Below are 18,520 nucleotides of genomic sequence, written 5' to 3'. Positions count from 1 at the left end.
CTGCTGGCCGACCTCACGGCCGGCTCGGTGGAGGATGCGGAGACCCGTCGCCTCACCCGGCCCCTGGCGGAGGTCGAGCGCGCCGCTCTGGCGCAGCCGGCCGCACGCGACGCGCGTGCCGCGCTCGCGCCGGCGGACATCGTGCGGATCATCGCCGAGGTCAAGCGCGCCAGCCCGTCGCGCGGCGATCTCGCCGCGATCCCGGATCCCGCGCTGCAGGCCGGCCTCTACGAGCAGGGCGGCGCATCCGCGATCAGCGTGCTCACCGAGCAGCGTCGCTTCAAGGGCTCTCTCGGCGACCTGACGGCGGTGCGCGAGCGCGTCTCGGTCCCCGTCCTGCGCAAGGACTTCATCGCGACGCCGTATCAGGTGCTCGAGGCGCGCGCCGCGGGCGCCGACCTGGTGCTGCTGATCGTCGCCGCCCTCGAGCAGCCGCTCCTCGCCGAGCTGTACGGTCTCGTGCGGGAGCTCGGCATGACGCCGCTCGTCGAGACCCACTCGGCCGACGAGGTGGCGCGTGCCGCCGACCTGGGCGCCGAGCTCATCGGCGTCAACGCGCGCGACCTGTCGACCTTCGAGCTCGATCGGGATCTGTTCGGCCGTCTGGCCGAGAAGATACCGGCGGGCGCGATCAAGGTCGCGGAGTCGGCCGTCCTCGCACCCGAGGACGTCGCCCACTATCGCGGTGCCGGCGCCGATGCGGTGCTGATCGGCGAGGCCCTCGTCACCGGTGATCCCGTGGCGACACTCAAGACGTTCCTGGAGGCCGGAAAGTGACCGACACCACCAGCCTGCGCGACCAGCACGGGCCGTTCTTCGGCGAGTTCGGCGGCCGGTTCATGCCGGAGTCGCTGGTCGCGGCGATCGACGAGCTCGCCGTCGCCCACGCCGACGCGATGGCCGACCCGGCGTTCCGGGCCGAGCTCGCCGAGCTGCTGCTGCACTACGCCGGCCGCCCGTCCGCCATCACCGAGGTGCCGCGATTCGCCGAGCACGCGGGCGGCGCGCGCGTGTTCCTCAAGCGTGAGGACCTCAACCACACCGGCTCGCACAAGATCAACAACGTGCTCGGCCAGGCGCTGCTCACCCGGCGCCTCGGCAAGACGCGGGTCATCGCCGAGACCGGCGCCGGCCAGCACGGCGTGGCCACCGCCACGGCCGCCGCGCTGTTCGGCTTCGAGTGCACGATCTACATGGGCGAGGTCGACACCGAGCGCCAGGCGCTCAACGTCGCGCGCATGCGCCTGCTCGGCGCCGAGGTGATCCCTGTCACCACCGGATCCCGCACCCTTAAGGACGCGATCAACGAGGCGTACCGCGACTGGGTCGCCAGCGTCGAGACCACCAACTACATCTTCGGCACGGCGGCCGGTCCGCACCCGTTCCCCGCGATGGTGCGCGACTTCCAGAAGATCATCGGCGAGGAGGCGCGCGCCCAGCTGCTCGAGCGCGCGGGGCGCCTGCCCGACGCCGTGCTCGCCTGCGTCGGCGGCGGATCCAACGCGATCGGCATGTTCGACGCGTTCCTCGACGACGCCGACGTCAAGCTCTACGGCGTCGAGGCGGCCGGCGACGGCGTCGACACGCCCCGTCAGGCGGCCTCCATCGAGCGCGGACGCCCCGGCGTCCTGCACGGCGCGCGCACCTACGTCCTGCAGGACGAGGACGGCCAGACGGTCGAATCCCACTCGATCTCCGCCGGTCTCGATTACCCCGGTGTCGGCCCGGAGCACTCGTGGCTGGCCGACATCGGCCGCGCCGAGTACATCCCCGCCACCGACGACGAGGCCATGCAGGCGCTGCGGCTGCTGAGCCGGACCGAGGGCATCATCCCCGCGATCGAGTCGGCACATGCCCTCGCCGGCGCCCTGCGGATCGGGCGCGAGCTCGGCCCGGATGCGCTGATCGCGGTGTGCCTCTCGGGGCGCGGCGACAAGGACATGGACACGGCCGCCCGCTACTTCGAGCTGTACGACGACGCGCAGACCGCGCTGGCGCACGGCACGCAGGGAGCCCAGGCATGAGCGCCGTCGAAGCCGCCATCGAGAAGGCCCACGCCGAGGGGCGCGGTGCGTTCGTCGGATATCTGCCCATCGGGTACCCCGACCTCGAGACGAGCATCGAGGCGGCGGTCAGGCTCGCCGAGAACGGCGTCGACATCCTCGAGCTGGGCCCGCCGTACAGCGACCCGGTGATGGACGGCCCGATCATCCAGGAGGCCACCCAGGCCGCCCTGGCGGCCGGCTTCCGCACGCGCGACACGTTCACCGCCGTGCGCGAGATCACGCGGCGCGTCGACATCCCGGTGCTCGTGATGACCTACTGGAACCCCGTTGTGCAGTACGGCGTCGACCGGTACGCGGACGATCTGGCCGCCGCAGGCGGAGCGGGACTCATCACGCCGGACATCACGCCCGAGGCGGCGCCCGACTGGATCGCGGCGAGCGAGCGCACCGGACTCGATCGGGTGTTCCTCGCGGCGCCCACCTCGAGCGATGAGCGCCTCGACCTGGTCATCCGCAACACCACGGGCTTCGTCTACACGGTCTCGACCATGGGCATCACGGGGGAGCGGGCGCAGCTCGACGCGGCGGCGCGCACCCTCGTCGGGCGCCTGCGCGATCACGGCGCCGGGCGCGCGTGCGTGGGCATCGGCATCTCGACGGCCGCCCAGATCGCCGACGTCCTGCAGTACGCCGACGGCGCGATCATCGGCACGGCCCTGGTCCGCGCGCTGCGCGACGGCGGGCTCGAGCAGCTCGCCGCCACCACGCGCGAGCTCGCCGCCGGCACCGCCCGCGCGTAGTCACCGCCTCGAGAAGGGTCAGGCCGCCCCGGCGGCCTGACCCTTCTCGCGCGCCCGGCTCTTTTCGCGCGCGCGGAGCGACCCACGACGCGGACGGTGTCGGGAGCGGCGCCCGCGTCCAACTAGACTCGGCATCATGCTGTCTCTGGTCCTGGCGAGCGTCCCCCTGAGCATTCCGAGCCCGACGGTGAGCTACTGGGACATCGGCCCGCTGCGCATCCACTTCTACGCGCTGTGCATCATCGCGGGCATCATCCTCGCGACGATCCTCACGAACCACCGCCTGACCAAGCGCGGCGCCGAGCCGTGGGTGGTCATCGACATCGCCCTGCTGGCCGTGCCGCTCGCGATCATCGGCGCGCGCATCTTCCACGTCCTGACCCACCCGGGCTTCTACTTCGGCGAGGGCAAGAACATCTGGGCGGTGTTCTACATCTGGGAGGGCGGCATCGCCATCTTCGGCGCTCTGCTGGGTGGCGCCGTGGGCGCATGGCTGGGCTGCCGCTGGACCGGCATCCGCTTCTTCACCTTCGCCGACGCCCTGGCTCCCGGCCTGCTGCTGGCCCAGGCCGTCGGCCGCTTCGGCAACTGGTTCAACCAGGAGCTCTTCGGCTGGCCGACCGACCTGCCCTGGGGTCTCGAGATCGATTCGGACAACGCGGCCGTCCCGCTCGGCCTCCCCGAGGGCACGCTGTTCCACCCGACCTTCCTGTACGAGGTGCTCTGGAACGGCCTCGGCGTGATCTTCCTGCTCTGGATCGGCAACCGCCTGCGCCTGCAGTGGGGCCGCCTGTTCGCGCTGTACCTCATCTGGTACGGCGCCGGACGCATCGTCTGGGAGTCGATCCGCATCGACCCGAGCGAGATCTACCTGGGCCTGCGCACCAACGTCTGGGCGGCCATCCTCGGCGTGCTCGTCGGCATCGCGATCCTGATCGTCCAGCGCCGTCATCTGGGGCTCGAGCCGTCGCCCTACGTGTCGGGGCGCCGGGGCCCCCGCGCCGAGGCGCTACAATCGGAGAACCCCACCGATTTCGTCGACGTCAGCGAACCGCCTGCGTCCGAGGTCAAGAACCACCCCGCTGAGGCCACAAGCAACACAGCGGCGGGCTGATAACCTCTGCCGTCCTTTCGGAAAGGGCGCGAGGATCGATCGAGGCGTCGGTGGCGGGACAATGACCCCGGGCCAACGACGCCCCGATCTTCCTTCGAGCCCGAGGACGGTAGAAACTGATGTACTTCCAGCCCCCGTACGGCGCCTCCGGCGCCTACCCCCCGAAGCAGGGCATGTACAACCCTGCGTTCGAGAAGGACGCGTGCGGCCTCGCGATGGTCGCCACCCTCAGCGGAGAGCCGCGCCACGAGATCGTCTCGCAGGCCCTCACCGCCCTCCGCAACCTGGAGCACCGCGGCGCGATCGGCTCCGACGCGGGAACCGGCGACGGCGCCGGAATCCTCACCCAGATGCCCGACGAGTTCTTCCGTGCAGAGGCCGGCTTCGAGCTGCCGCCCGCCGGAGAGTACGCCGCGGGCCTGATGTTCCTGCCGCGCGATGAGTTCGCTCGCGCGACGGAGAAGTCGGAGATCGAGCGCATCGCCGATGAGGAGGGCCTCACCGTCCTCGGCTGGCGCGAGGTGCCGGTCGACGACGAGCACCTCGGACGGCTCGCCTACGAGGCGCGCCCCGCCTTCGAGCAGCTCTTCGTCGCGCGTCCGTCGCGCGACAGCGCGCCGGCCTTGTCCGGCATCGCCCTGGACCGCGTGGCCTACCGCCTCCGCAAGCGCGCGCAGCACGAGCTCGGCGCCTACTTCGTCACCTTCTCCAGCCGCACCATCGGCTACAAGGGCATGGTCACCACGCTCCAGCTGGAGCCGTTCTACCCCGACCTGCAGGACGAGCGGTTCGCCTCCGAGCTCGCCGTCGTGCACAGCCGCTACTCGACCAACACCTTCCCGTCGTGGCCGCTCGCGCAGCCGCTGCGCATGCTCGCGCACAACGGCGAGATCAACACGGTGGGCGGCAATCGCAACTGGATGCGCGCGCGCCAGTCGCAGCTCGCGTCCGAGCTGCTCGGCGACATCCGCCCGCTGCTGCCGATCTGCGCCCCCGGTCAGAGCGACTCGGCCTCGTTCGACGAGGTGCTCGAGCTGCTCACGCTGAGCGGCCGCAGCCTGCCGCACGCGATGCTCATGATGGTCCCCGAGGCCTACGAGAAGCAGACCGACATGGATCCGGATCTGCGCGCGTTCTACGAGTACCACTCGCTCCAGATGGAGCCGTGGGACGGCCCGGCCTCGCTCATCTTCACGGACGGCACGATCGTCGGCGCCATGCTCGACCGCAACGGCCTGCGCCCCGGTCGCTGGACCGAGACCACCGACGGGCTCGTCGTCATCGGCTCCGAGACGGGTGTGCTCGACTTCGAGCCCGAGCGCATCAAGCGCCGTGGCCGCCTGCAGCCCGGTCGCATGTTCGTCATCGACACGGCCCAGGGCCGCATCATCGAGGACGCCGAGGTCAAGCACGAGCTCGCCACCATGCAGCCCTGGCAGCAGTGGCTGGACGCCGGCACCGTGCGTCTGGCCGACCTGCCCGACCGCGAGCACCTCGTGCACCCGGTCGCCTCCATCAACCGCCGCCTGCGCACCTTCGGGTACACGGAGGAGGAGGTGCGCATCCTGCTCGCCCCGATGGGTCGCACGGGCGCCGAGCCTCTCGGCGCGATGGGATCCGACACCCCGATCGCGGTCCTCAGCAAGCGCCCGCGCCTGCTGTTCGACTACTTCGTGCAGCAGTTTGCGCAGGTGACGAATCCGCCGCTGGACTCGATCCGCGAAGAGGTCGTGACGAGCCTCAAGCTCGGCATCGGCCCGAACGAGAACCTCCTCGCCGAGGGCCCCGAGCACGCGCGCTCGATCGGTCTCGACTTCCCGGTGATCGACAACGACGAGCTCGCGAAGATCCAGCACATCTCGAAGGCGCTTCCCGAGCGCTCGAGCGCGACGATCCGCGGGCTGTACCACTTCGACGCCGGCCCGCAGTCGCTTCCCGAGCGTCTCGAGGAGATGTACGCCGAGGTCGACGCGGCCATCGCGGACGGCGCGGAGTTCATCATCCTGTCGGACCGCGACTCCAACAAGGACCTCACCCCGATCCCGTCGCTGCTTATGGTGTCGGCGATCCACCACCACCTGATCCGCAACGAGTCGCGTATGAAGGTCGCGCTCATCGTCGAGGCCGGTGACGTCCGCGAGGTCCACCACGTCGCGACGCTGATCGGCTACGGCGCGTCGGCGGTCAACCCGTACCTGGCGATGGAGACGGTCGAGAACCTCGTCCGCACCGGCGTCATCACCGACGTGACCCCCGAGAAGGCCGTCCGCAACCTGATCTACGCGCTCGGCAAGGGCGTGCTGAAGATCATGTCGAAGATGGGCATCTCGACGGTGTCGTCCTACGCGGGCGCCCAGGTGTTCGAGGCCGTCGGCCTGTCGCAGGAGCTCATCGACACCTACTTCACCGGCACCGAGACCAAGCTCGGCGGCATCGGGATCGAGGACGTGTACGCCGAGAACCAGGCGCGCCACGACTTCGCCTACCCCGAGGACGAGGCGGTCCGGGCGCACGAGCGCCTGTGGACCGGCGGCGAGTACCAGTGGCGCCGCGACGGCTCGCCCCACCTGTTCAGCCCCGAGACCGTGTTCAAGCTGCAGCACTCGACCCGCACCCGCCGGTACGACGTGTTCCGCGAGTACACGAAGCTCGTGGACGACCAGGCCGCAGAGCTCAAGACGCTGCGCGGTCTGTTCCGCCTGCGCACCGGCGTGCGCCGCCCCGTGCCGATCGAGGAGGTCGAGTCGGTCTCCGAGATCGTCAAGCGCTTCTCGACCGGGGCGATGAGCTACGGCTCGATCTCCAAGGAGGCGCACGAGACGCTCGCGATCGCGATGAACCGCCTCGGCGGTAAGTCGAACACCGGCGAGGGCGGCGAGGACGTCGAGCGCCTGCTCGACCCCGAGCGCCGCAGCTCGATCAAGCAGGTCGCGTCGGGCCGCTTCGGCGTCACAAGCCTGTACCTGACCGAGGCCGACGACATCCAGATCAAGCTCGCCCAGGGCGCCAAGCCCGGCGAGGGTGGTCAGCTGCCCCCCGGCAAGGTCTACCCGTGGGTCGCGCGCACCCGTCACGCGACCGCGGGCGTGGGCCTCATCTCGCCCCCGCCGCACCACGACATCTACTCGATCGAGGACCTCAAGCAGCTCATCTTCGATCTCAAGCGCGCGAACCCGGGCGCTCGGATCCACACCAAGCTGGTGAGCCAGTCGGGCATCGGCGCGGTCGCCGCGGGCGTCGCCAAGGCGCTCAGCGACGTGATCCTGGTCTCGGGCCACGACGGCGGCACGGGCGCCAGCCCGCTGAACTCCCTGAAGCACGCGGGAACGCCGTGGGAACTCGGTCTGGCCGAGACCCAGCAGACGCTGATGCTGAACAACATGCGCGACCGCGTGTCGGTGCAGGTCGACGGACAGCTCAAGACGGGCCGCGACGTCATCATCGGCGCCCTGCTCGGTGCGGAGGAGTTCGGCTTCGCCACCGCACCGCTGGTGGTCAGCGGCTGCATCATGATGCGCGTCTGCCACCTCGACACCTGCCCCGTGGGCGTCGCGACGCAGAACCCGGTTCTGCGCTCGCGCTTCACCGGCAAGGCCGACCACGTCGTCAACTTCATGGAGTTCATCGCCGAGGAGGTGCGAGAGAACCTCGCCGCCCTGGGCTTCCGCTCGCTGGACGAGATCATCGGCCGCGTCGAGCTGCTCGACGTGGACGGCGCCGTCGACCACTGGAAGGCATCGGGTCTCGACCTGTCGCCGATCCTGATGGGCCCCCGCTTCGGCGAGGGCGAGCCGCGCCGCCGCACGACCGAGCAGGACCACGAGCTCGAGGATCACTTCGACGTGCCGCTCATCGAGCAGACGCGCGACGTGATCGAGAACGGCGGCCGCATCTCGGTCGAGATGCCCGTGCGCAACACCGCTCGCGCGGTGGGGACGATGCTCGGCCACTACGTCACCAAGGCGCGGGGCGAGCACGGTCTGCCGGCCGGTTCCATCGACATCTCGCTGACCGGATCCGCCGGACAGTCCTTCGGCGCCTTCCTGCCGAACGGCATCACGCTGCGCCTCGAGGGCGACTCGAACGACTACGTCGGCAAGGGTCTCTCCGGCGGGCAGATCGCGATCCGACCGCCCCGGAGCGCCTCCTTCGATGCGTCCGAGAACGTGATCGCCGGAAACGTCATCGGCTACGGCGCGACGCAGGGCACCATGTTCCTGCGCGGCATGGTCGGCGAGCGGTTCTTCGTCCGCAACTCGGGCGCGACCGCGGTCGTCGAGGGCGTGGGCGACCACGCGCTGGAGTACATGACCGGTGGCCTCGCGGTCATCCTGGGCCGCACCGGGCGCAACCTCGGCGCGGGCATGTCCGGCGGCACCGCCTACGTGCACCGCCTCAACCAGGATCTGGTCAACCGCGAGTCGCTGGCCTCGGGGGAGCTCACGCTCACCGAGCTCGGCTCCGGGGACGCCGCGATCCTCCGCGACCTGCTCGAGCAGCACGTCGTCCAGACGGGGTCGGAGCTGGCCGAGCGCCTGCTCGCCGACTTCGAGACCGAGGTGGCGAACTTCGTCCGGGTGCTCCCGCGCGACTACGCCGCCGTTCTGCAGACCCGCCAGGAGGCGGTCGCCGAGGGGCTCGACCCCGACGGCGACGTCGTCTGGAGCCGCATCCTGGAGGTGACCGGTGGCTGACCCCAAGGGCTTTCTGAAGGTGACGGAGCGGGAGCTTCCCGCCCGTCGTCCCGTGCCCGTGCGCATCCTCGACTGGAAGGAGGTGTACGAGCCCGGCGACTCGGCCGTGCTCAAGCGCCAGGCCGGTCGATGCATGGACTGCGGCGTGCCGTTCTGCCACCAGGGGTGCCCGCTGGGCAACCTGATCCCGGAGTGGAACGATCTCACCTGGCGCGGCGAGGGCCGCGCGGCGATCGATCGTCTGCACGCCACGAACAACTTCCCGGAGTTCACGGGCCGTCTGTGCCCGGCGCCGTGCGAGAGCGCCTGCGTGCTCGGCATCAACCAGCCGCCCGTGACGATCAAGCAGGTCGAGGTCTCGATCATCGACCAGGCGTTCGGCAGCGGATGGGTCGAGGCGAAGCCCCCGGCCCGCCTCACGGGCAAGACGGTCGCGGTCGTCGGCTCGGGCCCCGCCGGCCTCGCCGCGGCGCAGCAGCTGACGCGCGCGGGCCACACCGTGGCCGTGTACGAGCGCGACGACCGCATCGGCGGCCTCCTGCGCTACGGCATCCCGGACTTCAAGATGGAGAAGAAGCACGTCGAGTCGCGTCTTCGCCAGATGGAGGCCGAGGGCACGCGCTTCCGCGCCGGCGTCGAGATCGGCAAGGACATCACGTGGAGCGACCTGCGGGCCCGGTACGACGCGGTCGTCGTCGCGACCGGCTCGACCGTTCCGCGCGAGCTCCCCATCCCGGGTCGCGACCTCGCGGGCGTGCACTTCGCGATGGAGTACCTCGTCGAGTCGAACAAGGTCGTCGCGGGCGATTCCGTCCCGAACCAGATCCACGCCGAGGGCAAGCACGTCGTGGTGATCGGCGGCGGCGACACCGGTGCGGACTGCATCGGAACCGCCCACCGTCAGGGCGCGCTGAGCGTGACGAACCTCGCGATCGGCAAGCGCCCGGGCGATGACCGTCCGGACCACCAGCCGTGGCCGATGATGCCGACCGTGTTCGAGGTCTCCTCGGCGCACGAGGAGGGTGGCGAGCGCCACTACCTCGCGTCCACGGTCGAGTTCGTCGGCAACGCGGCGGGCGAGGTGCGCGCGCTGGTCGTGGCCGACACCGAGTTCGTCGACGGGCGGCGTGTGCCCAAGCCCGGCACCGAGCGCGAGATCCCCGCGGACCTCGTCCTCATCGCCATGGGCTTCACGGGCCCCGAGCGCGACGCCCTCGAGGCGCAGCTCTCGGCGCAGTTCACGCCCCGCGGCAACGTCGAGCGCGACGCGGCCTTCCAGGCGACCGCCCCTGGCGTCTTCGTGGCCGGCGACGCCGGTCGTGGGCAGTCGCTCATCGTGTGGGCGATCGCGGAGGGCCGTTCGGTCGCCGCGGAGGTCGACGCGTTCCTCATGGGCGCGACCTCGCTGCCGGCGCCGGTGCGCCCGAGCGATGTCGCGATCGGCCTCGCCGCCAGCGTAGGCTGACCAAGGATCCGAAGGCCGCCGCATGGATCGGAAGTTCGGCGGCGGCCTCCACAGAAATCACCCTGACCAGACCACCTTGTGCGGAGGTATGCAGTTGAGACGTGCCAAGATCGTCGCCACCCTAGGACCCGCGACATCGACACGCGAGAAGGTTCGTGAGCTGATCGAGGCGGGCGTGGATGTCGCGCGCCTGAACCTCAGCCACGGCGACTACTCGGTCCATGACGCGAACTACGAGAACGTGCGCGGCGCGGCCGAGGACCTCGGCAAGCCCGTGGCGGTGCTCGTCGACCTCCAGGGGCCGAAGATCCGTCTCGGCAAGTTCGCGGACGGCCCCCACTACCTCGCAGAGGGTGATGTCTTCAAGATCACCATCGACGACATCGAGGGCACGAAGGACATCTGCGGCACGACCTACAAGGGTCTCCCGCAGGACGTCAAGCCCGGCGACTTCCTCCTGATCGACGACGGCAAGGTCCGTCTGCAGGTCACCGAGGCCGACGAGCGCACCGTCACGACGAAGACGATCGTCGCGGGCAACGTGTCCAACAACAAGGGCATCAACATCCCGAGCGCCGCGGTCAACGTGCCCGCGCTGTCCGAGAAGGACGAGCAGGACCTCCGCTGGGGCCTGCGCAAGGGCGCCGACATCATCGCGCTGTCGTTCGTGCGCAACGCGACCGACGTCCAGCGCGCGCACGTCATCATGGCGGAGGAGGGGCGCCGCGTCCCGATCATCGCCAAGATCGAGAAGCCGCAGGCCGTCGAGGCCCTCGAGGGCATCGTCGACGCGTTCGACGGCATCATGGTCGCCCGTGGCGACCTCGGTGTCGAGCTGCCGCTGGAGGCCGTGCCGATCGTCCAGAAGCGCGCCGTCGAGCTGGCACGTCGTATGGCCAAGCCGGTCATCGTCGCCACGCAGATGCTCGAGTCGATGATCACCAACCCGGTGCCCACCCGCGCCGAGACGAGCGACGTCGCCAACGCCGTCCTCGACGGCGCCGACGCGGTCATGCTCTCGGGCGAGACCAGCGTGGGCGAGTACCCGATCGTCACCGTCGAGACGATGGCCCGCATCGTCGCCTCGACGGAGGAGCACGGCCTCGAGCGCATCGCGCCGATGACCTCCAAGCCCCGCACGCAGGGCGGCGCCATCACGCTCGCCGCCGTCGAGGTGGCCGAGTTCGTCGAGGCGAAGTTCCTCTGCGTCTTCACGCAGTCCGGCGACTCCGCTCGTCGTCTGTCGCGCCTGCGCTCGAGCATCCCGATGATCGCGTTCACCCCGGACGCCGCCATCCAGAACCGCATGGCGCTCACGTGGGGCATCCGCTCGCACCTGGTGGACATGGTCGAGCACACCGACGCCATGTACCCGCAGGTCGACGAGTACCTCCTGTCGAACGGTCTCGCGCAGATCGGCGACAAGGTCGTGGTCATCTCCGGTTCCCCTCCCGGGATCGCCGGCTCGACCAACGACCTGCGCGTGCACAAGGTCGGCGACGCCGTCAACGGCGCCGCGCCGGTCTACCAGCAGTAAGGTCTGCCCGCGGCGTCCCGCCGCAGCCGATGCCGCCTCGTCCGGAGCGATCCGGGCGAGGCGGTATCGTCGTTCAGGGCCGGTGTGGCGGAATGGCAGACGCGGCGCACTCAAAATGCGCTGTCCGAAAGGGCGTGTGGGTTCGAGTCCCACCACCGGCACTTCATGAGAATCCCCGCGCCGCGCGGGGGTCGGAATGATCCGAAGAATTAGGATGGAACCGTGACCGAAGAGCAGACCGGGCAGGCGCCCGCAGCCCCCCGCCGCGTCGTCGTCGCCGAGGACGAGTCGCTGATCCGACTCGACATCGTCGAGATCCTCCGCGACAACGGATTCGACGTGGTCGGCGAGGCCGGTGATGGTGAGACCGCGGTCCAGCTGGCCACCGAGCTGCGCCCCGACCTGGTGATCATGGACGTGAAGATGCCGCAGCTGGACGGCATCAGCGCCGCCGAGCGCCTCAACAAGAACCACATCGCGCCCGTTGTGCTGCTGACGGCGTTCAGTCAGAAGGAGCTCGTGGAGCGGGCGACCGAGGCCGGCGCGCTGGCCTACGTCGTCAAGCCCTTCACGCCGAACGACCTGCTGCCGGCCATCGAGATCGCGCTGGCCCGCTACGAGCAGATCATCACGCTCGAGGCCGAGGTCGCCGACATGGTCGAGCGCTTCGAGACCCGCAAGCTCGTCGACCGCGCGAAGGGGCTGCTGAACGAGAAGATGGGCCTCTCCGAGCCCGAGGCGTTCCGCTGGATCCAGAAGGCGTCGATGGATCGCCGCCTCACGATGCAGGACGTGGCGAAGGCCATCATCGACCAGCTCTCGCCCAAGAAGGCGTAAGCACCCGCACATCGCGAAGGCGGGCCCGGATCATCCGGGTCCGCCTTCGTCGCGTCCAGGGGTCAGGAGGCGGATCGCGCGGGGACCTCTTTGATCAGGTTCGTGATGCGCACGGTCGAGCAGCGACGGCCGTCCTCGCCCGTCACGATGATCTCGTGGACCGTGGTGGTGCGCCCCAGGTGGATGGCGCTGCAGGTCGCGGTGACGAAGCCGGTGCGCGCCGAACTGGTGTGCGTCGCGTTGATGTCGAGGCCCACCGCGAGGCGACCGGGCCCCGCGTGGTAGTTCGCCGCCATCGAGCCCATCGTCTCGCCGAGGACGACGTAGGCGCCGCCGTGGAGGAGGCCGACGGGCTGCGTGTTCCCCTCGACGGGCATGGTGGCGACGGAGTGCGCGGCCGAGAACTCGGTGAACTCGATCCCCATGCGCTCGGCGAGGACGCCGATCCCGCGCGCCCGGATCCAGTCGAGTCCGGTGGTGACGGGGGAGAGGTCGGTCATCAGGCTCCTCGGGATGTCCCTGGCCCTCGTTAGGCTGGCAGGGTGACGGACTCCGCAAAGCCTACCCTTCTGGTCGTCGACGGCCATTCGCTCGCGTACCGGGCGTTCTACGCCCTCCCGGTCGACAACTTCACCACCAAGGACGGGCAGCACACGAACGGGATCTACGGGTTCCTGTCGATGTTCGTCAATCTGCTCAAGGCCGAGAAGCCGACGCACCTCGCCGTCGCCTTCGACACGTCGCGCGAGTCGTTCCGCACCCGCGAGTACAGCGAGTACAAGGCGACCCGCACCGAGACGCCGTCCGAGTTCCGCGGTCAGATCCCGCTCCTGCAGGAGTGCCTGGCCGCCATGGGCGTGACGGTGCTCACCAAGCCCGACTTCGAGGCCGACGACATCCTCGCCACGCTCGCCACCCAGGGCGCCGAGGCGGGCTTCCACGTGCTGGTGTGCTCGGGAGACCGAGACACCATCCAGCTCGTCACCGACGACGTGACCCTGCTGTACCCGTCGGTCCAGGGCGTCTCGCAGCTCAAGCGCTACGACCCGCCCGCGGTGGTCGAGAAGTACGGTCTCGCACCCGAGATGTACCCCGACATCGCCGCGCTGGTGGGGGAGACCAGCGACAACCTGCCCGGTGTGCCGAAAGTGGGCGAGAAGACCGCCGTGAAATGGCTCACCCAGTTCGGCTCGCTCGACGCGCTGCTCGAGAACGCGCACACCATCAAGGGCGTTGTGGGCGGCAACCTCGTCGCGCACATCGACGACGTGCGCCGCAACCGCCGCCTGAACCGCCTGCTCCGCGATGTCGAGCTGCCCGTCAGCCCCGCCGATCTCGCAGTCCAGCCCCTCGACGCGCAGGCGGTGCGCGACATCTTCGCGCGCCTCGAGTTCCGCACCCTCCTTCCCCGCGTGTTCGAGGCGGCCGGCGCCGCGCTCGAGGAGGAGCCGCGCGCCGCGGCCGAGCCCACGCCGGCCGCACGCCAGCTCGGTGCGCGCGAGCTCGCCGACTGGGCCGGCGCGGCCGAGGGCGAGGTCGGGGTGACGGTGATCACGCAGGGCGGTCTGCCCGACCGCATCGGCCTCTCGCACGGCGGAGAGGCCGTCGAGGCGACCTGGTCCGACGAGCTGGCCGAGGCCCTCGCCCCCTGGCTCGCCTCCGACGCGCCCAAGGTGCTGTCGGACGCGAAGCCGCAGATCAAGGCGCTCGGGCGCGCGGGCGTCGTTGTGCGCGGCATCGCCTACGACCCGATCCTGGCGGGCTGGCTCCTGCGTCCGAGCTTCCCGGACAAGACGCTCGCGCACCTGGTGGAGCGCTACCTCGGCGAGAAGCTGCCCGAGGCCGATCCGTCGCAGCTGGTGCCGGAGACCGAGGGGGCGACCCCCGGGCAGCTGTCCTGGTACACCCTGCGCGTGACGGCCGGCCTGCGCGACGAGCTGCCCGACAGCGTCGCATCCGTCCTGACAGACATCGAGCTGCCCACCCTCAGCACCCTCGCCGACATGGAGCTGGCGGGCGTGGCGGTGTCCCACGAGAAGCTGTCCGAGTTCTCCGGCGAGCTCGGCACGCGGGCCGAGGGGCTCGCCCAGGAGGCCTACGCCGCGATCGGCCGCGAGGTGAACCTCGGGTCGCCCAAGCAGCTGCAGGAGGTCCTGTTCGAGGAGCTGCAGCTGCCGAAGACCCGCAAGACCAAGACGGGCTACACCACCGACGCCGCCGCCCTCGCCGATCTGCAGGAGAAAGCGCACCACCCGTTCCTCGACCTGCTGCTCCAGCACCGCGAGGCGACGAAGCTCAAGCAGATCATCGACGGGCTCGACGCCGCGATCGGCGCCGACGGGCGCGTGCACACCACCTACGTCCAGACGGGCAGCCAGACCGGGCGTCTGTCGAGCACCGACCCGAACCTGCAGAACATCCCGGTGCGCACCGAGGAGTCCCGCCGCATCCGCGCCGCCTTCGAGGTGGGCGCCGAGCACGAGGCGCTGCTCACCGCCGACTACTCGCAGATCGAGATGCGGATCATGGCGCACCTGTCGGGCGACCCCGGGCTCATCGAGGCGTTCAACACGGGGGAGGACCTGCACCGCTTCGTCGGAGCGCGCGTGTTCGGCGTCGAGCCCCAGGACGTCACGCCCGCGATGCGCACCAAGGTCAAGGCCATGTCCTACGGTCTGGTCTACGGCCTCTCGGCGTTCGGCCTGTCGAAGCAGCTGCGCATCGAGCAGTCCGAGGCGAAGTCGCTGATGCTCGAGTACTTCGCGCGCTTCGGCGCGGTCCGCGACTACCTGCGCTCCTCGGTCGAGCAGGCGCGGGTCGATGGCTACACTGAGACGATCTTCGGCCGCCGTCGCCCCTTCCCCGACCTGACGAGCCCGAACCGCCAGCTGCGTGAGAACGCCGAGCGCGCGGCCCTGAACGCGCCGATCCAGGGCAGCGCGGCCGACATCATGAAGATCGCGCTGTTCCGCATCCACGACGACTTGCGCGACATGGGCTCGCGCGTGCTGCTGCAGATCCACGACGAGCTCGTGGTCGAGGTCGCGCCCGGCGAGTGGGCCGACGTCGAGCGGATCGTCCGCGACCGCATGGGGTCGGCGGCCCAGCTCACCGTGCCGCTCGATGTGCAGGTGGGGCGCGGCGCCGACTGGAACGAGGCCGCGCACTGAGCGCGGGACACCGATGAAGGGACCAACGACGATGATGGATCACCACGGCGAGGAACGCGCGCAGACCGAGATCGATCGCATCGCCGAGGGCTGGGTCGACGAGGTCGTCCGCCTGTCTCCGATCGCGGCGACCTACATCGGTCGCACGGAGGCGAACGAGCGCTACGACGACTTCAGTCCGGCCGGTCACGAGGCAGCTGTCGAGGCGCGGCGTCGCACCCTGGCCGCCCTCGAGGCGGCGACGCCGGTCGACGAGGTCGATCGCGTGACGCAGGCCGATCTCGGCGCCGAGCTGCGTCTCGCGGGCGAGCTGCACGAGGCCGGGTGGCACCTGCGCGACCTCAACGTCATCGCCAGCGCCGCGCAGGACGTGCGTCAGGTGTACGACCTGATGCCCAGCGGCACGACGGAGGACTGGGAGACGATCGCCCGCCGACTCGCGGCGATCCCCGACGTGCTCGACGGCTACACCGAGACGCTCGCCGAGGGCATCCGGGCGGGCGTCACGCCGGCGGTGCGCCAGGTGCGCGAGGTCGCCTCGCAGATCAGCCGCTACTCGGCCGACGACGGATTCTTCGCGGGTCTCGTCGCCGGTGCCGCTCCCGAGACCGGCCCGCTGCCGTCGGCGCTGACGGCCGAGCTCGAGCACGCGGCGACCGCCGCACGGGCCGCTTACGACCGCCTCGCGGAGTTCCTCGCCGGCCCGCTGAGCCGCGCGGCGACGGAGGACGACGCCGTGGGCCGCGACCTGTACGCGCTGCACTCGCGCCGGTTCCTGGGCGCCCGCATCGACCTCGACGAGACTTATGAGTGGGGGATCGAGGAGCTCGCCCGCATGACCGAGGAACAGGAGGCGATCGCCCGCGAGATCCTCCCCGGCGCGAGCGTCGCGGAGGCTGTTGCGCACCTCGAGGCAGACCGCTCGCACAAGCTCGTCGGCACCGTCGCGCTGCGCGAGTGGATGCAGGAGACGAGCGACCGGGCGGTCGAGGAGCTCGGCCGCACCCACTTCGACATCCCGGCGGAGGTGCGCCGGCTCGAGTGCATGATCGCGCCGACGCAGGAGGGCGGGATCTACTACACCGGGCCGACCGACGACTTCTCGCGCCCGGGTCGCATGTGGTGGTCTGTGCCCGAGGGCGTCACCGAGTTCGACACGTGGCGCGAGCTCACGACGGTCTATCACGAGGGCGTGCCAGGGCATCATCTGCAGATCGGTCAGGCCGTGTACAACCGTGCGCAGCTCAACTCGTGGCGTCGGCTCCTCGCGGGAACGTCGGGTCACGCCGAGGGCTGGGCCCTGTACGCCGAGCGCCTGATGGAGCAGCTCGGCTACCTCGACGACCCCGCCGACCGCCTCGGGATGCTCGACGGTCAGCGCATGCGCGCGGCGCGCGTGGTCCTCGACATCGGCCTTCATCTCGGCAAGCCCCGCCTCGACGGCCACGGCCCGTGGGATGCCGACTACGCGCTCGACTTCATGCGCGCCAACGTGAACATGCCGGACGAGTTCGTGCGCTTCGAGGTGAACCGGTACCTCGGATGGCCCGGTCAGGCCCCGTCCTACAAGGTCGGCCAGCGGCTGTGGGAGCAGGTGCGCGACGGGTACCGCGACGCCCGCGGAGAGGCCTTCTCGATGAAGGAGTTCCACAAGCGCGCGCTCGACCTCGGAGGGGTCGGCCTGGACACCCTGAGGTCCGCGCTGCTCGGCTGAGGCCCGCCCCGGAATAGGCGGGTCGCGCGCGTGTTACATGCGTGTGAATGGAAAGGATCCGCATGGACATCGAACTCGGCCTGGACACCTTCGGGGACGTCACCCGCGGCCCCGACGGAGAGCGCATCAGCGATGCGCAGGCGATTCGCGACATCGTCGCTCAGGCGAAGCTCGCCGACGAGGTGGGGCTGCAGTTCTTCGGCATCGGCGAGCATCACCGACCCGAGTTCGCCGTCTCGAGCCCCGAGATCGTGCTGGCCGCGATCGCCTCGGCGACCGAGCGGATCCGGCTCGGCACGGCGGTGACGGTGCTCTCGAGCGACGACCCGGTGCGCGTGTACGAGCGCTTCGCGACGCTCGACGCCGTCTCCGACGGACGCGCGGAGGTGATCCTCGGGAGGGGATCGTTCATCGAGTCGTTCCCGCTGTTCGGGTACGACCTGCACGACTACGAGGTGCTGTTCGAGGAGAAGCTCGGCCTGTTCGTGCAGCTGATGGGGGAGAAGCCCGTCACCTGGCACGGCACCACGCGGGCGAGCCTCGAGGACGCCGACGTCTTCCCCAAGACGGCGAACGGACTCACCGCGTGGGTCGGCGTCGGAGGGTCCCCCGAGTCCGTCGTGCGCACGGCCCGCCACGGTCTCGGCCTGATGCTCGCCATCATCGGCGGGTCCCCGGCGCGCTTCCGCCCCTACGTCGACCTCTTCCACAAGTCGCTGGCGTCGTACGAGAGGGCGGCGGCGCCGATCGGCGTGCATTCGCCCGGGCACATCGCGCCCTCCGACGAGCAGGCGTGGGACGAGCTCTACCCCGAGATGGCACAGATGCGCGAGAAGATCGGCCGCGAGCGCGGCTGGATGGGCAGCTACAACCGCCTCCAGTTCCAGAACGAGGTCGGGCCCGAGGGAGCCGTGTACGCCGGTTCTCCGGAGCGCGTCGCCCGGAAGATCGCCGACACCGTCCGCACGCTGGGGCTGTCGCGATTCGACCTGAAGTTCGCCAACGGCGGCCTGGAGCAGGACAAGCTCCTGCGCAGCATCGAGCTGTACGGCACGGAGGTCGCTCCGCGGGTGCGCGAGCTGCTCGCCGACGACTGACGCCCGCCCCCCCGGCAGCCGATGCGGGCCGATGCCGGGGCGGCTGGCCGGTGGAGATGAAGGGTCGCTCTGACCATTAGGCTGGG

12 protein-coding genes and 1 tRNA gene are annotated in these 18,520 nt (G+C 70.3%); 12 read left to right on the top strand and 1 reads right to left on the bottom strand.

Going from position 1 to position 18,520, the window contains the following annotated elements; translation table 11 throughout:
• The 9 genes from trpC to ACOKGD_RS07890 all read left to right on the top strand — a co-directional run bounded on the left by trpC (nucleotide 1) and on the right by ACOKGD_RS07890 (nucleotide 12,453).
• The gene (trpC, locus tag ACOKGD_RS07930) at nucleotides 1-777 is read left to right on the top strand and encodes an indole-3-glycerol phosphate synthase TrpC (RefSeq protein ID WP_342335511.1); all 777 of its coding nucleotides are present in this window, start codon (nucleotides 1-3) and stop codon (nucleotides 775-777) included.
• A complete protein-coding gene (gene trpB, locus ACOKGD_RS07925; protein ID WP_342334713.1) occupies nucleotides 774-2,024 on the top strand; it encodes a tryptophan synthase subunit beta in 1,251 nt (416 codons plus the stop codon). Before trpC ends, trpB begins: the two co-directional genes overlap by 4 nt.
• The gene (gene trpA / locus ACOKGD_RS07920; protein WP_342334714.1) at nucleotides 2,021-2,806 is read left to right on the top strand and encodes a tryptophan synthase subunit alpha; all 786 of its coding nucleotides are present in this window, start codon (nucleotides 2,021-2,023) and stop codon (nucleotides 2,804-2,806) included. The genes trpB and trpA overlap by 4 nt, the downstream gene beginning before the upstream one ends.
• A 136-nt stretch (nucleotides 2,807-2,942) precedes the next feature.
• Complete coding sequence (lgt, locus tag ACOKGD_RS07915; RefSeq protein ID WP_342334715.1) at nucleotides 2,943-3,920, top strand: prolipoprotein diacylglyceryl transferase; 978 nt, start codon at nucleotides 2,943-2,945, stop codon at nucleotides 3,918-3,920.
• 119 nt (nucleotides 3,921-4,039) lie between these two features.
• On the top strand, nucleotides 4,040-8,614 hold the full coding sequence (gene gltB, locus ACOKGD_RS07910) for a glutamate synthase large subunit (protein WP_342334716.1): 4,575 nt from the start codon (nucleotides 4,040-4,042) through the stop codon (nucleotides 8,612-8,614).
• Nucleotides 8,607-10,079 carry a glutamate synthase subunit beta gene (locus ACOKGD_RS07905; RefSeq protein ID WP_342334717.1) on the top strand — a complete coding sequence of 491 codons (1,473 nt, stop codon included), beginning with the start codon at nucleotides 8,607-8,609 and terminating at the stop codon, nucleotides 10,077-10,079. The genes gltB and ACOKGD_RS07905 overlap by 8 nt, the downstream gene beginning before the upstream one ends.
• A 94-nt stretch (nucleotides 10,080-10,173) precedes the next feature.
• Complete coding sequence (pyk, locus tag ACOKGD_RS07900; protein WP_342335513.1) at nucleotides 10,174-11,616, top strand: pyruvate kinase; 1,443 nt, start codon at nucleotides 10,174-10,176, stop codon at nucleotides 11,614-11,616.
• Between the two features lie 78 nt (nucleotides 11,617-11,694).
• A tRNA-Leu gene (locus ACOKGD_RS07895) sits at nucleotides 11,695-11,777 on the top strand.
• A 61-nt stretch (nucleotides 11,778-11,838) separates the two neighbouring features.
• Nucleotides 11,839-12,453, top strand: a complete 615-nt coding sequence (locus ACOKGD_RS07890) for an ANTAR domain-containing response regulator (RefSeq protein WP_342334718.1) — start codon at nucleotides 11,839-11,841, stop codon at nucleotides 12,451-12,453.
• 62 nt (nucleotides 12,454-12,515) lie between these two features.
• On the opposite strand, the gene ACOKGD_RS07885 is transcribed toward ACOKGD_RS07890, so the two are convergent.
• Complete coding sequence (locus ACOKGD_RS07885; RefSeq protein WP_342334719.1) at nucleotides 12,516-12,953, bottom strand: PaaI family thioesterase; 438 nt, start codon at nucleotides 12,951-12,953, stop codon at nucleotides 12,516-12,518.
• 42 nt (nucleotides 12,954-12,995) lie between these two features.
• Between ACOKGD_RS07885 and polA the strand changes: the two genes are divergently transcribed.
• The 3 genes from polA (at nucleotide 12,996) to ACOKGD_RS07870 (ending at nucleotide 18,434) form a co-directional block, all read left to right on the top strand.
• Complete coding sequence (polA, locus tag ACOKGD_RS07880) at nucleotides 12,996-15,623, top strand: DNA polymerase I (protein ID WP_342334720.1); 2,628 nt, start codon at nucleotides 12,996-12,998, stop codon at nucleotides 15,621-15,623.
• Between the two features lie 31 nt (nucleotides 15,624-15,654).
• The gene (locus tag ACOKGD_RS07875) at nucleotides 15,655-17,337 is read left to right on the top strand and encodes a DUF885 domain-containing protein (RefSeq protein WP_342334721.1); all 1,683 of its coding nucleotides are present in this window, start codon (nucleotides 15,655-15,657) and stop codon (nucleotides 17,335-17,337) included.
• 62 nt (nucleotides 17,338-17,399) lie between these two features.
• A complete protein-coding gene (locus ACOKGD_RS07870) occupies nucleotides 17,400-18,434 on the top strand; it encodes an LLM class flavin-dependent oxidoreductase (protein ID WP_342334722.1) in 1,035 nt (344 codons plus the stop codon).
• The last annotated feature ends 86 nt before the right edge of the window (nucleotides 18,435-18,520 follow it).

Source organism: Microbacterium phosphatis, assembly GCF_049177115.1.
In the GTDB taxonomy this organism is placed as follows: Bacteria; Actinomycetota; Actinomycetes; order Actinomycetales; family Microbacteriaceae; genus Microbacterium; species Microbacterium phosphatis.
Note: the sequence above shows the minus strand (reverse complement) of the source record. Positions and strands in the feature narration are given on the sequence as shown.